Genomic DNA, 17,863 nt, shown 5'->3' on the forward strand with positions numbered 1-17,863 from the left:
TTTCCAGGATGGAAATCGCGAGCGACGACCCCGCTCGTCAGGGCCAACCATGATAATCGAAGGCAGGGGGGTTAAGCCATGCGGGGCATGCTCTGCTGCACATATCGCTACCATACGCTGCTTCGATCGTGTGCCCGGTCACGTATCCGGCCGGCGTGCCGCGCATTGGCGCGCGCGGCCGGTGATAGGTTCAAGCGATGCGGAACTGGTTGGCGCTCTGGTTGAGGGCTTCGACCTGACGCGACAACCCCTGGGTGTGTTCGTCGAGGCTAAGGCGCAGCGTCTTGGTCTTGCCAGTGTGCAGGTTGATGTCCTCGACCTTGGTGGCGATTTCTTCGGTACTGCCGGACACCTGTTCGATGGCGACCACAACCTGGCTCATCTGTGCATTGAGCTGCTCCATTGAGTCGGTGATGCCCTCAATGGCGCTGGCCACTTCGCCGGAACTGCGCTGACCCGCTTCCGCCAGGCTCAGGCCGCTGGTCATCAACTGATCCATCTGCTGCGTCTGTTGCCTGAGTTCATTGACGATGGCGGCGATATCGGTAGTGGCAGCCATGGTTTTCTGTGCCAGGGAACGAACTTCGTCAGCCACCACCGAGAAACCACGCCCGGCTTCGCCGGCCCGCGCTGCCTCGATAGCGGCGTTGAGGGCCAGCAGGTTGGTCTGGTCAGCCAGGCCGTTGATCACGCCAATGATACTGGTGACCTTGCCGCTAGACTGGGTGAGGGCGCTGACCTGGGCGTGTGTGTTCTGAATCAACTGCGCCAACTGGTTCATGCTCTCGGCACTTGCGTTGATCACGTTGCCACCATTGCGCGCCGCATCGTAGGCGCTGTGGGTGGCGTTACCGACTTCAGCGGTGCGCTGCGCCATGTCGTTGAGCGTGGCGCTGATCTGCTGGGAGGCCGCAGCCGCCTGCTCGGTCTGCATCTCTACCTGTGTGCTGTTGTTGCCCAACTGGCGCATGGAGTCATCGAGGTGGCCGTGCAGGCGGTTGAGCTCACGGTTGGCTTCGATCACCTGGGCAACGATGCGGCCAATGTCGCGGATCATGCTGTTCGCGGCACCGGCCAACTGATTGAACTCGTCCTTGGTGTTGGTGCCGACCGGCAGGGTGCAGGTGAGGTCGCCGGAGGCAACCTGGCTGAGCAGTCGGGTGACGTTCTCCAGGCGCTTGACTAGCGTGCGCGATGCCTGCAACAGGGTGAGTGAGAGCAGGGCGGCGACTACGGCGAAGCTCAGGCCCATCAGCCAGAGTGAGGAAACCCGAGCTTGTTTGGCACCTTGGGCGCGTTGCAGCAGCAGCCCCTGCTGCAGATCCTGCGTTTGCGCATCAATGCGCGCCTGCAGTTGCTCGCCAAGTTGGCTCAACTGGCTATTCGTTGCACTGATCTGCTCGAGGCTGTTCTGGGTTTCGACGAAGGCCTTGTTGAACGCATACACAGTTTTGCCGACCGGGGTGTCTTGCCACTCAAGATCATCGATCTGCGCTTGCAGCTTCTTGATGGATGCATGGGTCATCTCGGCGAACACGGGATCGGAAGTCGCCAGGTAGTCGCGCTGACTGCTCAGGGAGCTGGTGACGGTGGCCTTGATCATGTCGAAGCTGATCGCCTCCAGCGCCTTGCTCTTTTCGCTCAGGGTTTTGCGTTGCCCTTCAAAAGGCGTGAGGCCAAGGGTCTGGTTGAGACTCAGCAAGCGACGCTGCTGCGCGACTTCCTGTTGCAGCACGGTTTGGATTTGCTGGGCATGTTCCAGTGTGCTGGCGTCATTGAGTGCCTGAGCCTGCGCTGGTAGCGCGTCGACGAGTGCCTGCAGCTCATCCAGGCCTGCACTGAAGGCGGCCTGGTTGTCGGGAGTCAGTTGTTGACGTTGAGCGTTACTGCGCCACCACTGATTCATCAGCATGGTACTGGCGTTGACATAGGCGGCTGCATCTTCCCTGGCTTGCAGCGAGGAATTGAGGCGCTGGCTGGCCCAGAACGAGGCCGCGGTAAGCAGAGCCAGGCTGGACAGGGTGACGAGAATCAGCAGACGAAACTTCTGCTTCCAGGAGAGGAAGAGCGGCATGGGAGTGATGTCCATTTGGCATTATTTTTATTGACGCCAGACTTTAGGCGTTGTGCCAATGCAGTGCAAGGGTTGTATGACGTCTGCTGAGTCTCTATAGCCGTGAACGAAAATGTCGCCGCATGGCAAGCGCTGGCGTCTGCACTGTCGTTAAGCTCAGGCAGCCTCTGTGACCGAGGAGTCATCGTTCAAGCATTCAGTTAAAGCGGCTGCCCGGGTAATTTCAAACCGCTGCGCTAAGGTTGAACTAGGACATGGAACACGAATCGCAAAGGAGGGGCTGTTGTCGTTTCAGCACGGTTCGTGCTGAAACGACAACAGCCCCTCATAGCCCATAGACGGAGCATAAAAATGGCGTTCTTCACCGCGGCCAGCAAAGCCGACTTTCAGCATCAACTGCAAGCGGCCCTGGCGCAGCATGTCAGTGAACAGGATCTGCCAAGAGTGGCCCTGTTCGCTGAACAGTTCTTCGGCATCATCGCCCTCGAGGAACTGACACAGAGGCGTCTTTCCGACCTGGTTGGTTGCACTCTTTCTGCCTGGCGCCTGCTGGCTACTTTCGATCCTGCCCAGCCCCAGGTGCGCGTATTCAACCCCGACTATGAAAAGCATGGCTGGCAAAGCACGCATACCGGTATCGAAGTCCTGCACCCGGACATCCCATTCCTCGTCGACTCCGTGCGCATCGAACTCAAGCGCCGCGGTTACAGCATCCATACTCTGCAGAACAGCGTGCTCAGCGTGCGTCGCGATGCCCAGGGCGCGCTGGTCGACCTGCTGCCCAAGGGCAGTGCCGGCCAGGATGTCACGCGCGAATCGCTGATGTTCCTGGAAATCAACCGTTGCGCCAGCAACGCCGAGATCAAGTCGCTGCAAAAGACCCTGCTCGACGTGCTGGAAGAGGTGCGCCTCTCCGTTGCCGATTTCCAGCCGATGAAGGCCAAGGCCCAGGAGCTGCTAAGCAAGCTGGGTGACGGAACCCTTGGTCGCGGTCAGACCGAAGCCGCCGAACTGGACGAGATCAAGGTGTTTCTCGACTGGTTGCAGGATGACCACTTCACCTTCCTCGGTTACGAGGAGTTCACCGTTCACGACGATGCCACCGGCGGCTATCTGCAGTACGACGCAAGCTCGCTGCTGGGGTTGTCCAAGCGCCTGCGCAGCGGCCTGAGCCAGGACGATCTGCGTATCGAGCCCTATGCCCTGGCGTACCTGCGCGAGCCGAGCCTGCTGTCGTTCGCCAAGGCTGCTCAGCCAAGTCGGGTGCATCGCCCGGCCTATCCGGATTTCGTCTCCATTCGTGAAATCGACGGCGAAGGCAAGGTGGTCAAGGAGTACCGTTTCCTCGGCATCTACACCTCTACGGCTTACAGCGAAAGTGTGCGCGATATTCCCTACATTCGCCGCAAGGTCGCCGATGTTGAGAAACGCTCCGGTTTTATCTCCCAGGGCCACTTGAGCAAGGAACTGGTCAAGGTTCTCGAAGTGCTGCCGCGCGACGACCTGTTCCAGACGCCGGTGGACGAGCTGGCCAGTACCGCGCTGTCGATCGTGCAGATTCAGGAGCGCAACAAGGTTCGCCTGTTCCTGCGTTTCGACCCCTATGGCCGTTTCGTCTATGCACTGGCTTACGTGCCGCGTGATATCTATTCCACCGAGACCCGCCTGCGTATTCAGCAGGTACTGGTCGATCGCCTACAGGCCAGCGATTGCGAGTTCTGGACCTACTTCTCCGAGTCGGTGCTGGCTCGCGTGCAGTTCATCCTGCGTGTGGATCCGAAGACCAAGCTGGCCATTGATCCGCAGCAGCTCGAGCGCGAGGTCATTCAGGCCTGCCGCTCCTGGACGGATGATTATGCGTCTCTAGTAGTGGAAAATTTTGGCGAGGCCAAAGGCACTCGCGTGCTGACCGACTTCCCCAAACACTTCCCTGCAGGCTACCGCGAACGTTTCCCGGCGCATTCGGCCGTGGTCGACATGCAGCACCTGCGCAGCATTTCCGAAGAGCGCCCGCTGGTGATGAGCTTCTACCAGCCGCTGGTGCCGGGTGAGCGTCAGTTGCACTGCAAGCTGTACCACGCGGACACACCGCTGGCGCTGTCCGACGTGCTGCCGATTCTGGAAAATCTCGGTTTGCGCGTGCTCGGTGAGTTTCCATACCGGCTGCAACACCAGAGTGGCCGTGAGTTCTGGATTCACGATTTCGCCTTTACCTATAGCGAAGGCCTCAAACTCGACATCCAGCAGCTCAACGACACGCTGCAGGACGCCTTTATCCACATCGTGCGGGGCAATGCCGAGAACGATGCCTTCAACCGTCTGGTATTGACGGCAGGCCTGCCATGGCGCGATGTCGCGCTGCTGCGTGCCTATGCCCGTTACCTGAAACAGATTCGTCTGGGCTTCGACCTGGGCTACATCGCCAACACGCTGCTCAACCACGCCGATATCGCCCGCGAACTGGTGCGTCTGTTCAAGACCCGCTTCTACCTAGCCCGCAAGCTTAGTGCCGATGATCTGCAGGACAAGCAGAACAAACTGGAACAGGCCATTCTCGGTGCGCTGGACAACGTTGCGGTGCTCAACGAAGACCGCATCCTGCGTCGCTATCTGGATCTGATCAAGGCGACTCTGCGGACCAACTTCTATCAGCCCGATGCCCAGGGTGAGGCGAAGCATTACTTCAGCTTCAAGTTCAACCCGAGCGCGATTCCCGAACTGCCACGACCCGTGCCGAAGTTCGAGATATTCGTCTACTCACCACGGGTCGAAGGCGTGCACCTGCGTTTCGGCAACGTCGCGCGGGGCGGCCTGCGCTGGTCTGACCGTGAGGAGGACTTCCGTACCGAAGTGCTCGGCCTGGTCAAGGCGCAGCAGGTCAAGAATGCGGTGATCGTGCCGGTCGGCGCCAAGGGTGGCTTCGTGCCACGTCGCTTGCCTGTGGGTGGCGGCCGTGACGAGATTCAGGCCGAGGCCATCGCCTGCTACCGCATCTTCATCAGCGGGCTGCTCGACATCACCGACAACTTGAAAGACGGCGAAGTGGCGCCGCCCGCCAACGTGGTGCGCCACGACGTCGATGACCCGTATCTGGTCGTCGCGGCCGACAAGGGCACCGCGACCTTCTCCGACATCGCCAACGGCATTGCCGGTGAATATGGCTTCTGGCTGGGCGATGCCTTTGCTTCGGGCGGCTCGGCCGGTTATGACCACAAAGGCATGGGCATCACCGCCAAGGGCGGCTGGGTTTCCGTGCAGCGGCATTTCCGCGAGCGCGGTATTGACGTGCAGAAGGATCTGACCACCGTGATCGGTATCGGTGACATGGCCGGTGACGTGTTCGGCAACGGCCTGCTGCTGTCCGAATCGCTGCAGATGGTCGCTGCCTTCAACCACCTGCATATCTTCATCGACCCTAATCCGGATGCTGCACGCAGCTTCGCCGAGCGCCAGCGTTTGTTCGATCTGCCGCGTTCCAGCTGGGCTGACTACGACACCTCGCTGATCTCCCAGGGCGGGGCCATTTTCCTGCGCAGTGCCAAAAGCATCCCGATCAGTCCGGAGATGAAAGCCCGTTTCGATATTCAGGCTGACAAACTGGCCCCCAACGAGTTGCTCAATGCGCTGCTCAAGGCGCCGGTGGATCTGATCTGGAATGGCGGTATCGGCACCTACGTCAAATCCAGCCGAGAAAGCCATGCGGATGTCGGTGACAAGGCCAACGACCTGTTGCGTGTCGACGGTCGTGAACTGCGCGCCAAGGTGGTGGGCGAGGGCGGCAACCTGGGCATGACCCAGCTCGGCCGTGTCGAGTTCGGCCTTAACGGCGGCGCCAGCAACACCGACTTTATCGACAACGCCGGTGGTGTGGACTGCTCCGACCATGAAGTGAACATCAAGATCCTGCTCAACGAGATCGTCACCGCCGGCGACATGACCGGCAAGCAGCGCAACACGCTGCTCGCCGAGATGACCGAAGATGTCGGCAGTCTGGTGTTGGGCAACAACTACAAGCAGACCCAGGCCCTGTCGCTCGCCGAGCGTCGTGCCCGTGAGCGCCAGGGTGAATACAAGCGCCTGATGGCGGCCATGGAGGCGACCGGCAAACTCGACCGCGCCTTGGAGTTCCTGCCGACCGAAGAGGAGCTCAACGAGCGCGCCACCAAGGGCCAGGGCCTGACCCGTCCGGAACTCTCGGTGTTGATTTCCTACAGCAAGATCGAGCTGCAGGAATCGCTGATCAAGTCCGACATCGCCGACGACGATTACCTGGCACGTGAGATGGAAACTGCCTTCCCGGCGCGACTGGCGCAGCAGTACGGTGAGGCCATGCGTCGTCACCGTCTCAAGCGCGAGATCGTCAGCACGCAGATCGCCAACGATCTGGTCAATCACATGGGCATCACCTTCGTGCAGCGCCTGAAGGAGTCCACCGGGGTGGGCTCAGCCCAGGTGGCTGCTGCCTACGTCGTGGTGCGTGACGTGTTCCACCTACCGTTCTGGTGGCGGCAGATCGAGTCCCTGGACAACCAGGTGCCGGCCGATCTGCAGTTGACCATGATGGATGAGCTGATGCGCCTCGGCCGTCGTGCTACCCGCTGGTACCTGCGCAGCCGCCGCAACGACCTGGACGCCGCTCGTGACGTCGCTCACCTCGGCCCACGGGTCAAGGCGCTGGCCATGCGTCTGGACGAACTGCTCGAAGGGCCTGCCCGCGATCAGTGGATGGCGCGCTACCAGACTTACGTCGAAGCCGGTGTGCCGGAGCTGCTGTCCCGCGTGGTTGCAGGCACTGGCCACCTGTACACGCTGTTGCCGATCATCGAGTCGGCGGATCTCACCGGTCGCGAGCCGACTGAGGTAGCGTCAGCGTACTTCGCTGTGGCGGATGCTCTGGATCTGTCGTGGTACCTGCAGCAGATCAGTAGCCTTAGTGTGGAAAGCAACTGGCAGGCTCTGGCCCGCGAGGCGTTCCGCGATGACCTGGATGCACAGCAACGGGCGATCACGGTCTCCGTGCTGCAGCTACCAGGTGGTTCGGAGTCGATCGAGGAGCGGGTCGAGGCATGGCTTGAGCAGAACCGTCGCTTGGTCGACCGTTGGAAGGCCATGCTCGCCGAACTGCGTGCGGCGGCTGGTAGTGATTATGCGATGTACGCCGTGGCCAATCGCGAGCTGAGCGATCTGGCGCAAAGCCAGCTGCCGGTATTACCAGCTTGATCACCTGAGCTCTAGCGAGAAACGAAAACGCCCCGACTGGTTCGGGGCGTTTTTTTATCTTTGCTTCCTGAAAATCATATCGCCGGCAAGCGGGCTCCTACTCGATACGTAAACTGCCCACGATCCAGTAGGAGTCGGCGCCTAGCCCTTGCCGGCGAGTTGTCGCCAGGCCGCAATCTTACGAAAAGACCGCCGTCTCAGGGCTTCTGCTGGAGGCCTTCGAGCAATGCCTTGTGGAAGCGCTCAGGTTCTTGGATCTGCGGCGAGTGGCCAAGATCCGGGAAGGTCACCAGGGTCGCGTCGGGGATACGTTTCGCTGTTGCCGGGCCGAGCGCCTTGTAGTCACCCAGTTTGCTGCGCATCGCTTCGGGCGCTGTGTCCTTGCCGACTGCGGTATTGTCTTTCTCGCCGATCAGTAGCAAAACGGGCATCTTCAGGTTGGCGAACTCATAGACCACCGGCTGGGTGTAGACCATGTCGTAGGTCAGCGCCGAGTTCCAGGCAACGATTTCCTTGCCATCACCTTTGAACATGCCTGCCTGCATATCCACCCAGCGGTCGAACTCTGGGCGCCACTGGCCTGCATAGTAGGTGTTCTTCTGGTAATTGCGGCTGGCTTCGGCAGTGGTTTTCAGCTCGCGCTGGTACCACTGATCCACGCTCAGGTAAGCCACGCCGAGGGTCTTCCAATCTTCCAGGCCGATCGGGTTGACCATCGCGAGCTGCTCAACCTGTTCGGGGTAGAGCAAGGCGTAGCGGGTGGCGAGCATGCCGCCCATGGAATGGCCCATGACCGTCACGCGCTCGATCTTCAGCTGTTCCAGCAGCGCATGAGTGTTGCTGGCCAATTGCTGAAAGCTGTACTGGTAATGAGCGGGCTTGCTGGACTTGCAGAAGCCCACCTGATCCGGCACCACCACACGGTAACCAGCCTCGCTCAGGGCGGCGATGCTGCCTTCCCAGGTTGCGCCGCAGAAATTCTTGCCGTGCATCAGCAATACGGTTCGGCCGTTGGCTTTTTCGGCTGCACGTCCATGTAGGCCATTTGCAGCGAGTTGCCTTGGGAGTCGAAGGTGAATCGTTTGATCTCGTGTGGGTAATCGAAACCTTGCAGTTCAGGGCCGTAACTGGGCGTTTCGGCAGCCAGGGCCGGCAGGCTGCCAGCGATAAGCAGTGTGGCGAGGGCAATGCGCACAGGGGGATGCTCCAGACGTTGGGGGAGCAAAGACTGACAGCAATGCGCGGCTCATATTGCCGGCAAGTGTTTACAAAACCTGTCTGAATGGCGGGTTTCAGCCCAGTTCGTGAACGTAGCGCAGCATATCCGGGGCACCTGCCTGGCACAGGCCTTCGCCCAGTGCTGAGGCTTGTGGCGAGTGTTTGGGCAGCAGCAGAAACTCGGGTGAGCCCTGGGTGCGCAATAGGCTCAGGCGGGCGTAGGGCACGTCGTGATCCATCAGCAACTGCATGAAGGCGGCATCGCTCCAGGCGGCGCAGGGCATGGCCAGGGCATGGTAATGCTGCTCTAGATCATGCAGGCCTTGCGCGCTGACGCGATAACGGGTGATGTCCGCCGGCAGGCTGATTTCCAGCCCACGTAGCCGTGCATAGGCCACGGCGCTGGCGAATGCCTGCGGGTGTGACTCCCCGGCCCAGAACAGCCGCTCACCGCGCCATTGGGCCTGGAGGAGATCTAGACGCTGATTGGGGAAGCCGGGCAGCGCCTGGCCTAGCGTCTTGAGAAAGTCCCGATAGCTGATGATGCGGATTTTTCGGCACGCTTCACTGGCCGCGTAGTCTTCGAAGCTGGTGTGGCGCTCATCGCAATGCACCAGGCTGTCGACTTTGCGCAGGTCTATCTGCTCGATCTGCCGGTGCTCGACCTCGATGAGATTGGTCAGAGCGGCGTGAGCGTCTGCCTTGTCTTCCTGGACAGGGCCTGAGAGCGCGCTACGGGGCAGATCCTTGAGGCGATGCAGTGGTGAACCTGCGAGCCAGCAAATGGTGTCGGCGAAGGTCGGAATGGCGGCGAAAGGCAGATTTAACTGGCTAGCGCGCTCGAAGATCGGCTTGCAGCCACGACCAAGCAGACCTACACGCTGAGCCAGGGCGGTCAGGCGTGTGGTAAGGGGGCTGGGCTGTTCAGGCAGGCTCATGGCAACTCGCGGACGTCGGTGTGCCCGTTGCAGTGTGGCAGAGCTGGCGGCGTCTTGCGAGAGGGGCGTATCGAGGCCGCTTCGAGTGATGCACTGCAAATGCCAGGCGGCAGTGCGTCTGGCTGGCGGCACTGTGGCAGAATCCGTTCATTCATTTGCAAGGAGCCTCCATGCCCAGCCTGGTTCTGGATATCGCGTTATCGGCAGAGCGTCTGCGGGTGGTCTATCAGGGGCGGGCCAATCGCATTCAGGCCCTCAGCCGTGATGGTCGTCGGGTGAGTATCCCATCCCATCATTTCCGGCCATTTCTGACCCATGAAGGCATCTATGGTTCCTTCGAGCTGCAATTCAACGAGGAAGGTGAGCTGCTTAGCCTGCGTCGCCTGCCTTAGGGGCTAGTGACGTTTCAGCTGCAAAGGGTCGTGTTGAAACGTCAACTGACCCTAGGCCTCGCTAGGCGGGCCGTTGGGCGGCTATAATTCGCGCCTTTCGATTTCGCCACTGACGAGCTGAGCCTGCCCATGTACAACCTGGCCCGCGAGCTGCTGTTCAAACTGTCCCCGGAAACGTCCCACGAGTTGTCCATCGACCTGATCGGCGCGGCGGGACGTCTGGGCCTTGCCGGGCGTCTGAGCAAGGCGCCGAACAGTCTGCCGGTGACGGTGATGGGGCTGCAGTTCCCCAACCCGGTTGGTCTGGCTGCAGGCCTGGACAAGAACGGTGATGCCATCGACGGTTTCGCGCAGCTGGGCTTCGGTTTCGTCGAAATTGGTACGGTCACGCCGCGTCCGCAGCCAGGCAATCCAAAACCCAGGCTGTTCCGCCTGCCTGAAGCCGAGGCGATCATCAATCGCATGGGCTTCAACAACCATGGCGTCGATCACCTGCTCGCTCGCGTGCAGGCCGCCAAATTCGGCGGTGTGCTGGGTATCAATATCGGCAAGAATTTCGATACCCCGGTAGAGCGCGCGGTAGACGATTACCTGATCTGCCTGGACAAGGTCTATACCCACGCCAGTTACATCACCGTCAATGTCAGTTCGCCGAATACGCCAGGGCTGCGTAGCCTGCAATTCGGCGATTCGCTCAAACAGTTGCTCGATGCCTTGCACAAACGCCAGAACGAACTGGCGCTGAGCCATGGTCGTCGCGTGCCCCTGGCGATCAAGATCGCCCCGGACATGACCGACGAGGAGACCGTTCAGGTTGCGGCGGCATTGTTGGAGAGCGGCATGGATGCGGTTATCGCCACCAACACCACGTTGAGCCGTGAGGGTGTCGAGAATCTGGCGTTCGCCAACGAGGCTGGTGGCCTGTCGGGCGCGCCGGTACGCGACAAGAGTACTCATACGGTCAGCGTGCTGGCGGGAGAGTTGGGCGGGCGTCTGCCGATCATTGCTGCTGGCGGTATCACCGAGGGGCGTCATGCCGCGGACAAGATCGCCGCGGGTGCGAGCCTGGTGCAGATCTATTCCGGGTTCATCTACAAGGGGCCTGCGCTGATTCGCGAGGCGGTGGATGCGATTGCCGCGGCGCGCCGCTGAAGAGGGGAAATAAAAAGGGCTCCCTTTAGGGAGCCCCTGGGCTTGCGCCCGCCGCTCGGATGGAGCGTGCTTGGTGAAGTCGGTAGGTCCCTGGTTTAGCCGACAGCTCGAAGTTCGTTGAGTCGATGGATACCGGCGGTGCCGGTCAAACCGTCCCAGTTGTCACCGCGGCCTTCACGCCAGCCATTGATCCAGGCCTGACGCACGGACGGAAGAGAGAAAGGACACAGCTCGCGGGATTTACCACTAATACCGTACTGATAGCCGCGCAAAAAAGCTTTTTCTAAAGGATCACGCTTAAGTCTTCTCATAGGGTGTTGCCCTCACTTGTTGACTGTTTATGTCCCGTAGACCTCTGGGAGGTCAGGCAGAAGATTCTGCCGTGGAGTCCGCTGCCGGCGTCGCGAGCCTCCTGTGCCACCGTCGTTGCAACGTTGGCCTGGGTAGATTTCTATCGAATGCAGGAACCCGTGTGAATGATCGATTTGTCATAAGGACGTAACGGTTTTGCGGGTGAGGCCATAAGGTCGGCGTAATTTTTTGTCGGCCTTGAGCGAAAGCCACGGTAAATGGGGCTTCGCACGTTGCTTGCTGGTGTTTTGCCATCGTGAATGGCTATCGATTACACCTGCTGTTTATTCCGACGAAGGGTCGCTTTGCGACTTTTTGTCACTTATTTTGGTTGTGCCTTTTGTTGCGCCCAACCCATTACTGCCTTTTGGCACTGGATCTCTGATGTCGGACGATAACGAACTCTTCCTCACGTGCCCCAAAGGGCTCGAAGGCCTGCTACTTGAGGAAGCCAAAGCGTTGGGCCTGGATCAGGCTCGCGAGCACACCTCGGCCATTCGTGGTGTGGCCAGCATGGAGACGGCTTATCGCCTGTGCCTGTGGTCGCGTCTGGCCAATCGCGTGCTGCTGGTGCTGGCGCGTTTTCCGGTGCGTGATGCCGAGACCCTTTACGAGGGTGTGCTCAATGTCGACTGGTTCGAACATCTACTGCCGAGTGGCAGCCTGGCCGTCGAGTTCAGCGGTAATGGTTCAGGTATCGACAATACTCATTTCGGGGCGCTGAAGGTCAAGGACGCCATCGTTGACAAGCTGCGCCAGGCCGATGGCACCCGCCCGTCGGTGGACAAGATCAACCCCGACATGCGCGTGCACCTGCGCCTGGACCGTGGCGAAGCGATACTGTCGCTGGATCTGTCCGGCCACAGCCTGCACCAGCGCGGTTATCGCCTGCAGCAGGGTGCTGCGCCGCTGAAGGAAAACCTGGCTGCCGCGGTGCTGATCCGCGCCGGTTGGCCGCGCATCGCCGCTGAAGGTGGCGCCCTGGCCGACCCCATGTGCGGGGTCGGTACCTTTCTGGTCGAGGCCGCGATGATCGCTGCCGATATCGCGCCGAACCTGACCCGCGAACAATGGGGCTTCAGCAACTGGCTCGGCCACGTGCCAGCCACCTGGAATCGTTTGCGCGTTGAAGCCGAAGAGCGTGCCGCTGCCGGTTTGACCAAGCCACCGCTGTGGATTCGTGGCTACGAAGCCGATCCGCGACTGATTCAGCCTGCCCGCAACAACATCGACCGGGCTGGCCTGAGTGACTGGATCAAGGTCTATCAGGGCGAAGTGGCGACCTTCGAGCCACGCCCTGACCAGAACCAGAAAGGCCTGGTGATCAGCAACCCGCCCTACGGCGAGCGCCTGGGTGACGAAGCGAGCCTGCTGTACCTCTACCAGAACCTTGGCGAGCGTCTGCGCCAGGCCTGCATGGGCTGGGAAGCAGCGGTATTTACCGGTGCGCCCGACCTGGGCAAGCGCATGGGTATTCGCAGCCACAAGCAGTACGCCTTCTGGAACGGCGCGCTGCCCTGCAAGCTGCTGCTGATCAAGGTGCAGCCCGAGCAGTTCGTCACTGGCGAGCGTCGCACCCCCGAGCAGCGTGAGCGGGAACGTGAGCAGAGCGAGCTGCAGGCCGAAGAGCCAAAGCTCAACCGCAACGGCAATCCGATCAAACCTGCACCGGCACCCGTCGAGCAGGCGCGCCTGAGCGAAGGCGGGCAGATGTTCGCCAACCGCTTGCAGAAGAATCTCAAGCAGCTCGGCAAGTGGGCGCGCCGCGAAGGCGTTGATTGCTACCGTCTGTACGATGCCGATATGCCCGAGTACGCCCTCGCTATCGACCTCTACCACGACTGGGTGCATGTGCAGGAGTATGCCGCACCGCGTTCCATCGACCCGGAAAAGGCCCAGGCCCGTCTGTTCGATGCGTTGGCAGCCATTCCCCAGGCGCTGGGCGTCGACAAGAGCAAGGTGGTGATCAAACGCCGCGAGCGGCAGAGCGGTACCAAGCAATACGAGCGGCAAGCCGCGCAAGGCAAGTTCATGGAAGTGGCTGAGGGCGGCATCAAGTTGCTGGTCAATCTGACGGACTACCTGGATACCGGGCTGTTTCTTGACCACCGTCCACTGCGCCTGCGCATCCAGAAAGAGGCGGCTGGCAAGCGCTTCCTCAATCTGTACTGCTACACCGCCACGGCCAGTGTGCATGCGGCAAAAGGCGGTGCGCGTAGCACTACCAGCGTCGATTTGTCGAAAACCTACTTGGACTGGGCGCGGCGTAACCTGTCGCTTAACGGCTTTTCCGACAAGAACCGTCTGGAGCAAGGCGATGTGATGAGCTGGCTGGCCGATGATCGGGGTGAGTACGACCTGATCTTCATCGACCCGCCGACCTTCTCCAACTCCAAACGCATGGAAGGCGTGTTCGATGTACAGCGCGATCACGTTCAGTTACTGGACATGGCCATGGCGCGCCTGGCACCAGATGGCGTTTTGTACTTCTCCAATAACTTCCGCAAGTTCCTGCTCGACGAGCAATTGCCGTCGCGTTATGAGGTAGAGGAGATCACCGCCGCGACCCTCGATCCGGATTTCGCCCGTAACGCCAAGATCCACCGCGCGTGGAAGTTGATGGCCAAGTAACGCCGCAACCATAGAACCGTACCCTGGGTTGAGCGAAGCGATACCCAGGGTGATTTCCCGGGTGTCGCTGCGCTCGACCTGGGCTATCTCATGCTGTTATCTGGCGTTGCTCTTCGGCTGCTTGTAGAGGTCGAGCAGCACCTGATCGAGGATCACCGAAGCGCCCCAGGGTTTCGGGTCGTTGAGGATCGCCACCACGGCCCAGCTGTTGCCGTTGCTGTCGCGGCTGAAGCCGGCGATGGCGCGTACGTTGTTCAGGGTGCCGGTCTTGATGTGCGCCTGGCCGGCCATCGGCGTGTTGCGCAGACGTTTGCGCATGGTGCCGTCCAGCGCGACGATCGGCATCGAGCTGATGAACTCGGCGGCGTAGGGGCTCTTCCAGGCAGCCTCCAGAATACGGCCCATCTCACGCGCGCTCAGGCGTTCCGCACGTGACAGCCCGGAGCCGTTCTCCATTACCAACTGCGGTGCAGTAATGCCCTTGCGGGCCAGCCAGGCGCGGATCACCCGCTGCGCGGCGTGGGCGTCGTCGACATCGGCATTGGTGCGATTCTGCGCGCCGATGCTGAGGAATAGCTGCCGAGCCATGGTGTTGTTGCTGTACTTGTTGATGTCGCGGATGATTTCCACCAGGTCGGGGAAAAGGCTCGCGCCAGCAGGCTCGCGCTCTTCGGCACATCGGCCTGGCGGTTCTTGCCCATGATGCTGCCGCCCAGCTCCTGGAAGATGGCGCGCACGGCACCCGCTGCATAGCCGGGATGGTCGAGCAGCGACAGGTAGGTCTGGGCGCTGCAGCCGTCGGTCAACTGGCCGGTGACGATCACCCGTGTACCGTCGAACTCCTTGACGGGGTTGTAGCGCACGTCCGGCCAGGCCGGGCATTTGCCGGCCTTGAGCACCTTGACCTGATTATCCAGCGTCAGCCCCGCCAGCGGCGGCTCGGCAGCGACGGTGACCTTGCCATTCTCGGCGCGGGCGATGAAGCGCAGCGCCTTGAGGTTGACCAGCAGCGAGTCGGGGGTGACCAAATAGGGCTTGTTGGCATCGCCGCCGTCGTCGTTGAAGGCGGGCAGATCAGGCTGTGCGAAATAGCTGCGATCGAGCACCAGATCGCCGGTCACCTGACGCACGCCATTGGCTCGCAGGTCACGCAGCAGCAGCCAGAGCTTTTCCATGTTCAGCTTGGGATCGCCGCCACCCTTGAGGTACAGGTTGCCGTTGAGCACGCCGTCCTTGAGTTGGCCGTCGGTATAGAACTCGGTTTTCCACTGATAGGTCGGGCCGAGCAGTTCCAGTGCGGCGAAGGTGGTCAGCAGCTTCATGGTCGAAGCCGGATTCACCGAAACGTCGGCATTGAAGATAGTGCCGTTGCCTGGGCCAGTGAGCGGCAGGGTGACCACCGACAATGATTGCTGGCCGATCTTGTTGGCCTTGAGGCTCTTGACCACACTTTCGGGAAGATTGGCGCTGGTCGCCGCAAGGGCGGGCAGGGCAGTGGGCAGTACGAGGCAGGCGAGGGCCAGAGGGCGGAGGATGCGCAACCTCCGAACGGCGGGTACAACGGAAAATCGCATTACGAGCTCCCACAGCGGTTTGGGACAATGCGCCGCATTATGCCCCATGACTAGGCTATCAGGGCTGCGATTGCGGGGTTTTTCGTCAGGTGACGGGCATCGAGCTCGCTAAGCTGGTAGAGTGCCGCGCGTTATCACTCTGAAGGATTTTTACCCATGGCTACCAATCGTTCCCGTCGTCTGCGCAAGAAACTCTGTGTGGATGAATTCCAGGAGCTGGGTTTTGAGCTGAACCTGAACTTCAAGGAAGACCTGAGCGACGAAGCCGTCGACGCCTTCCTCGATGCATTCCTGAGCGACGCCATGACCGCCAATGGTCTGGGCTACGTCGGTGGTGACGACTACGGTCTGGTATGCCTGTCCAAGCGCGGTTCGGTCAGCGAAGAGCAACGCGCCGCCGTCGAAGCCTGGCTCAAGGGCCGTTCGGAGCTGGTCGATGTCAGTGTCAGCCCGCTGCTTGACGTCTGGTATCCGGAAAACGAGATCAGCTCGGCTTCCTGATGCAATGTACGGGCCTCGTTCGAGGCCCGTTCTTTCTCAGGTTGATGCAGCCTGACGACTCTCCAGATGCCGAGCGGTGATTGTCGCCACGGCCTCACTGAATGCCACACATTGTTCGCTACGGATGCCTAGAGAATCGTCTTGTGTCTCCTCGCCTTGTAGCAACACAAGCATGCCCAGCAGTTTGCCTTGTCGGTCACGTAGAGCAATTGCCAGCAGATTTACCAGTGGTGTGCCTAGCATGTTGAGCAGCGGCCGATAGTCGCCAGCTTTGTCGAATCCCAGTGAAAGTGATGCTCGGCCGTCATCCAGTGCCATGCGCAGCCATGTCGGCAAATTGTCGCCATCCAGCGGTTGAGCGTGCAGGTCGCTACGGCGAAGCGTGTGAGTCGTATCTGAAAACTCCATAGTGTGGGGTTGCAGGCGCCCGTTTTCGATCAAGTAGACGATGCCGGCTTGGGCCTTGATGGCCTGTAGGGTTTGCTGCGTTATCCACTTCAAGAGTGCCTGAGTGCTTTGCTGGTGACCCAGTTCGGCGATGATCTCCTGGTAGTGAGTCAGGGCCCTATTCATCTGTGCCATGGCCTGGGCCAGGCAATCCACTTCCAGTACCGAGGAGCGCAGGCCGCTTGCGGCGGCAAAGTCGAAACGCCCCATCGCCTCGGCCTGATTCTGTAGGGCAGCCAGCGGCCGGGTGATACAACGCGACACCAGCCAGGCAATGGGCAGGCATAGCAGCAGGGTGGTCAGGGTGATCAATGCACCTTGCCAGCGAATGCGATAGGCGTCGGCGAGCAGTTCGTCTTCTGGCACCAGCAGCGCCAGATAAAGGCCATCGGGCCCACCTTCGCTCACGTGGCTACGTGAAACTACCCAACGGCGTTTGTTTAACGTTTCGATGCTTTGCTGATTGTGCCCGGGTGTCAGTTCGACAAAGGCGTCGGCCAGCTCCGTGAGCAGTTCGGTTACGGGCTTGAGTCTGGGCTCGGGTGCATTGTTGAGTAAACGCTGGCTATCAGGATAGGCAATGGCCAATCCCCTGGCATCGAATAGCACCACTTCGCTGCTGGGCGTGACCTTGTGCTTGATGAGTGTGGCGGAAAGGTCTTGCAGGGTAAGGTCGGCAGCAATCACTGCTTGATCACCCACGGCGTTGGCCAGGGTGGTGCCGATCGCTCCAGAGGAGAAGAATACATAGGGCGTGGTGGTTATGGTGCCGTTCTGGCTGTGGGCCCGGCTGTACCATTCGCGCATTCGCGGGTCGTAATCCTGGCTGCCTAATGGACGGCGCTCCAGCAGGTTCAACGCGTCATCGAAATACAGGTACTCACCCGCACGGCCGTTTGCGTGCTGCTCGACTGACCAGATTTGCAGCGAGGCGCCTTCGGGGGCCTGGAACTGCCGCTGGATGGTTCGGTTACGCAGAGCGCGAACCATGAAGAAGTCGCCATTGCGGTAACCGAGGTACAGCGAGGCCAGCTTGGGATTGTCACGCAGTGCCTGTGCGAAGGGGGCGAGCAGGGGCATGCGTGTCTGCAGGTCATCGCTGCGGGCACCTTCGGCGAACGCCAGCACGCCGAGCAGGTGATGGATGGGTTGGTAGGTGGCGCTGATATCGCGCTGTACATCCTGCTGAATATGTTCGAACAGGATAGCGCTGCTGGAGAAGATGATTGCCGTGGTCTGGCGGTAGTTGAACACACCCAGCGCACCGCCGGTGAGCAGCAGCATCAGCATGAACAGCACGCTAATGTGAACGTGCAGGGGTAACCTGCGTTCTCCAGGCCGGAAGCTGCTGGGCATCGCGCGTCG

At 60.6% G+C, this 17,863-nt stretch carries 9 protein-coding genes and 2 pseudogenes; 5 read left to right on the forward strand and 6 right to left on the reverse strand.

All coding sequences use genetic code 11. From position 1 onward, the window contains the following. Positions 1-190: 190 nt before the first annotated feature. Positions 191-2,074, reverse strand: a complete 1,884-nt coding sequence (locus ACZ0AI_RS03120; RefSeq protein WP_463564524.1) for a methyl-accepting chemotaxis protein — start codon at positions 2,072-2,074, stop codon at positions 191-193. Positions 2,075-2,425: 351 nt separating this feature from the next. On the opposite strand from ACZ0AI_RS03120, the gene ACZ0AI_RS03125 reads away from it, so the two are divergent. Further along, positions 2,426-7,294 (forward strand): NAD-glutamate dehydrogenase, encoded by a 4,869-nt coding sequence (locus ACZ0AI_RS03125; RefSeq protein WP_463564525.1) that lies wholly within the window; start codon positions 2,426-2,428, stop codon positions 7,292-7,294. Positions 7,295-7,491: 197 nt separating this feature from the next. Here the strand turns inward: ACZ0AI_RS03125 and ACZ0AI_RS03130 are convergent. Together ACZ0AI_RS03130 and ACZ0AI_RS03135 are read right to left on the reverse strand one after the other, a co-directional pair. Beyond that, positions 7,492-8,504, reverse strand: a pseudogene (locus tag ACZ0AI_RS03130) (alpha/beta fold hydrolase). Positions 8,505-8,586: 82 nt separating this feature from the next. Next, the gene (locus ACZ0AI_RS03135; protein ID WP_463564526.1) at positions 8,587-9,450 is read right to left on the reverse strand and encodes a DUF6685 family protein; all 864 of its coding nucleotides are present in this window, start codon (positions 9,448-9,450) and stop codon (positions 8,587-8,589) included. 170 nt (positions 9,451-9,620) lie between these two features. Between ACZ0AI_RS03135 and ACZ0AI_RS03140 the strand changes: the two genes are divergently transcribed. Continuing rightward, positions 9,621-9,842 carry a DUF2835 domain-containing protein gene (locus ACZ0AI_RS03140; protein ID WP_042555839.1) on the forward strand — a complete coding sequence of 74 codons (222 nt, stop codon included), beginning with the start codon at positions 9,621-9,623 and terminating at the stop codon, positions 9,840-9,842. A 129-nt stretch (positions 9,843-9,971) separates the two neighbouring features. Further along, complete coding sequence (locus ACZ0AI_RS03145; protein WP_463564527.1) at positions 9,972-10,994, forward strand: quinone-dependent dihydroorotate dehydrogenase; 1,023 nt, start codon at positions 9,972-9,974, stop codon at positions 10,992-10,994. Between the two features lie 95 nt (positions 10,995-11,089). Here the strand turns inward: ACZ0AI_RS03145 and rmf are convergent, their stop codons facing one another. Further along, positions 11,090-11,305 (reverse strand): ribosome modulation factor, encoded by a 216-nt coding sequence (gene rmf / locus ACZ0AI_RS03150; protein WP_225831642.1) that lies wholly within the window; start codon positions 11,303-11,305, stop codon positions 11,090-11,092. A gap of 424 nt (positions 11,306-11,729) precedes the next feature. Here rmf and rlmKL point away from each other — a divergent pair, with 424 nt between their 5' ends. Beyond that, positions 11,730-13,976 (forward strand): bifunctional 23S rRNA (guanine(2069)-N(7))-methyltransferase RlmK/23S rRNA (guanine(2445)-N(2))-methyltransferase RlmL, encoded by a 2,247-nt coding sequence (rlmKL, locus tag ACZ0AI_RS03155; RefSeq protein WP_463564528.1) that lies wholly within the window; start codon positions 11,730-11,732, stop codon positions 13,974-13,976. A gap of 96 nt (positions 13,977-14,072) precedes the next feature. Here the strand turns inward: rlmKL and dacB are convergent. Next, a pseudogene (gene dacB, locus ACZ0AI_RS03160) lies at positions 14,073-15,550 on the reverse strand (D-alanyl-D-alanine carboxypeptidase/D-alanyl-D-alanine endopeptidase). Between the two features lie 156 nt (positions 15,551-15,706). Here dacB and ACZ0AI_RS03165 point away from each other — a divergent pair. Further along, positions 15,707-16,051, forward strand: coding sequence for a YggL family protein (locus tag ACZ0AI_RS03165; protein ID WP_463564529.1), 345 nt, complete (start codon positions 15,707-15,709; stop codon positions 16,049-16,051). A gap of 36 nt (positions 16,052-16,087) precedes the next feature. Here ACZ0AI_RS03165 and ACZ0AI_RS03170 read toward each other — a convergent pair whose 3' ends face one another. Then, positions 16,088-17,854 (reverse strand): hypothetical protein, encoded by a 1,767-nt coding sequence (locus tag ACZ0AI_RS03170; protein ID WP_463564530.1) that lies wholly within the window; start codon positions 17,852-17,854, stop codon positions 16,088-16,090. Positions 17,855-17,863 lie beyond the last annotated feature (9 nt).

The sequence above is a fragment of the Pseudomonas sp. AC355 genome, assembly GCF_979258205.1.

Coding starts and splice junctions, on each gene's coding strand:
- rlmKL (WP_463564528.1), top strand. CDS start 11,730: ATGTCGGACGATAACGAACTCTTCCTCACGTGCCCCAAAGGGCTCGAA.
- ACZ0AI_RS03165 (WP_463564529.1), top strand. CDS start 15,707: ATGGCTACCAATCGTTCCCGTCGTCTGCGCAAGAAACTCTGTGTGGAT.
- ACZ0AI_RS03145 (WP_463564527.1), top strand. CDS start 9,972: ATGTACAACCTGGCCCGCGAGCTGCTGTTCAAACTGTCCCCGGAAACG.
- rmf (WP_225831642.1), bottom strand. CDS start 11,305: ATGAGAAGACTTAAGCGTGATCCTTTAGAAAAAGCTTTTTTGCGCGGC.
- ACZ0AI_RS03125 (WP_463564525.1), top strand. CDS start 2,426: ATGGCGTTCTTCACCGCGGCCAGCAAAGCCGACTTTCAGCATCAACTG.
- ACZ0AI_RS03135 (WP_463564526.1), bottom strand. CDS start 9,450: ATGAGCCTGCCTGAACAGCCCAGCCCCCTTACCACACGCCTGACCGCC.
- ACZ0AI_RS03120 (WP_463564524.1), bottom strand. CDS start 2,074: ATGCCGCTCTTCCTCTCCTGGAAGCAGAAGTTTCGTCTGCTGATTCTC.
- ACZ0AI_RS03140 (WP_042555839.1), top strand. CDS start 9,621: ATGCCCAGCCTGGTTCTGGATATCGCGTTATCGGCAGAGCGTCTGCGG.
- ACZ0AI_RS03170 (WP_463564530.1), bottom strand. CDS start 17,854: ATGCCCAGCAGCTTCCGGCCTGGAGAACGCAGGTTACCCCTGCACGTT.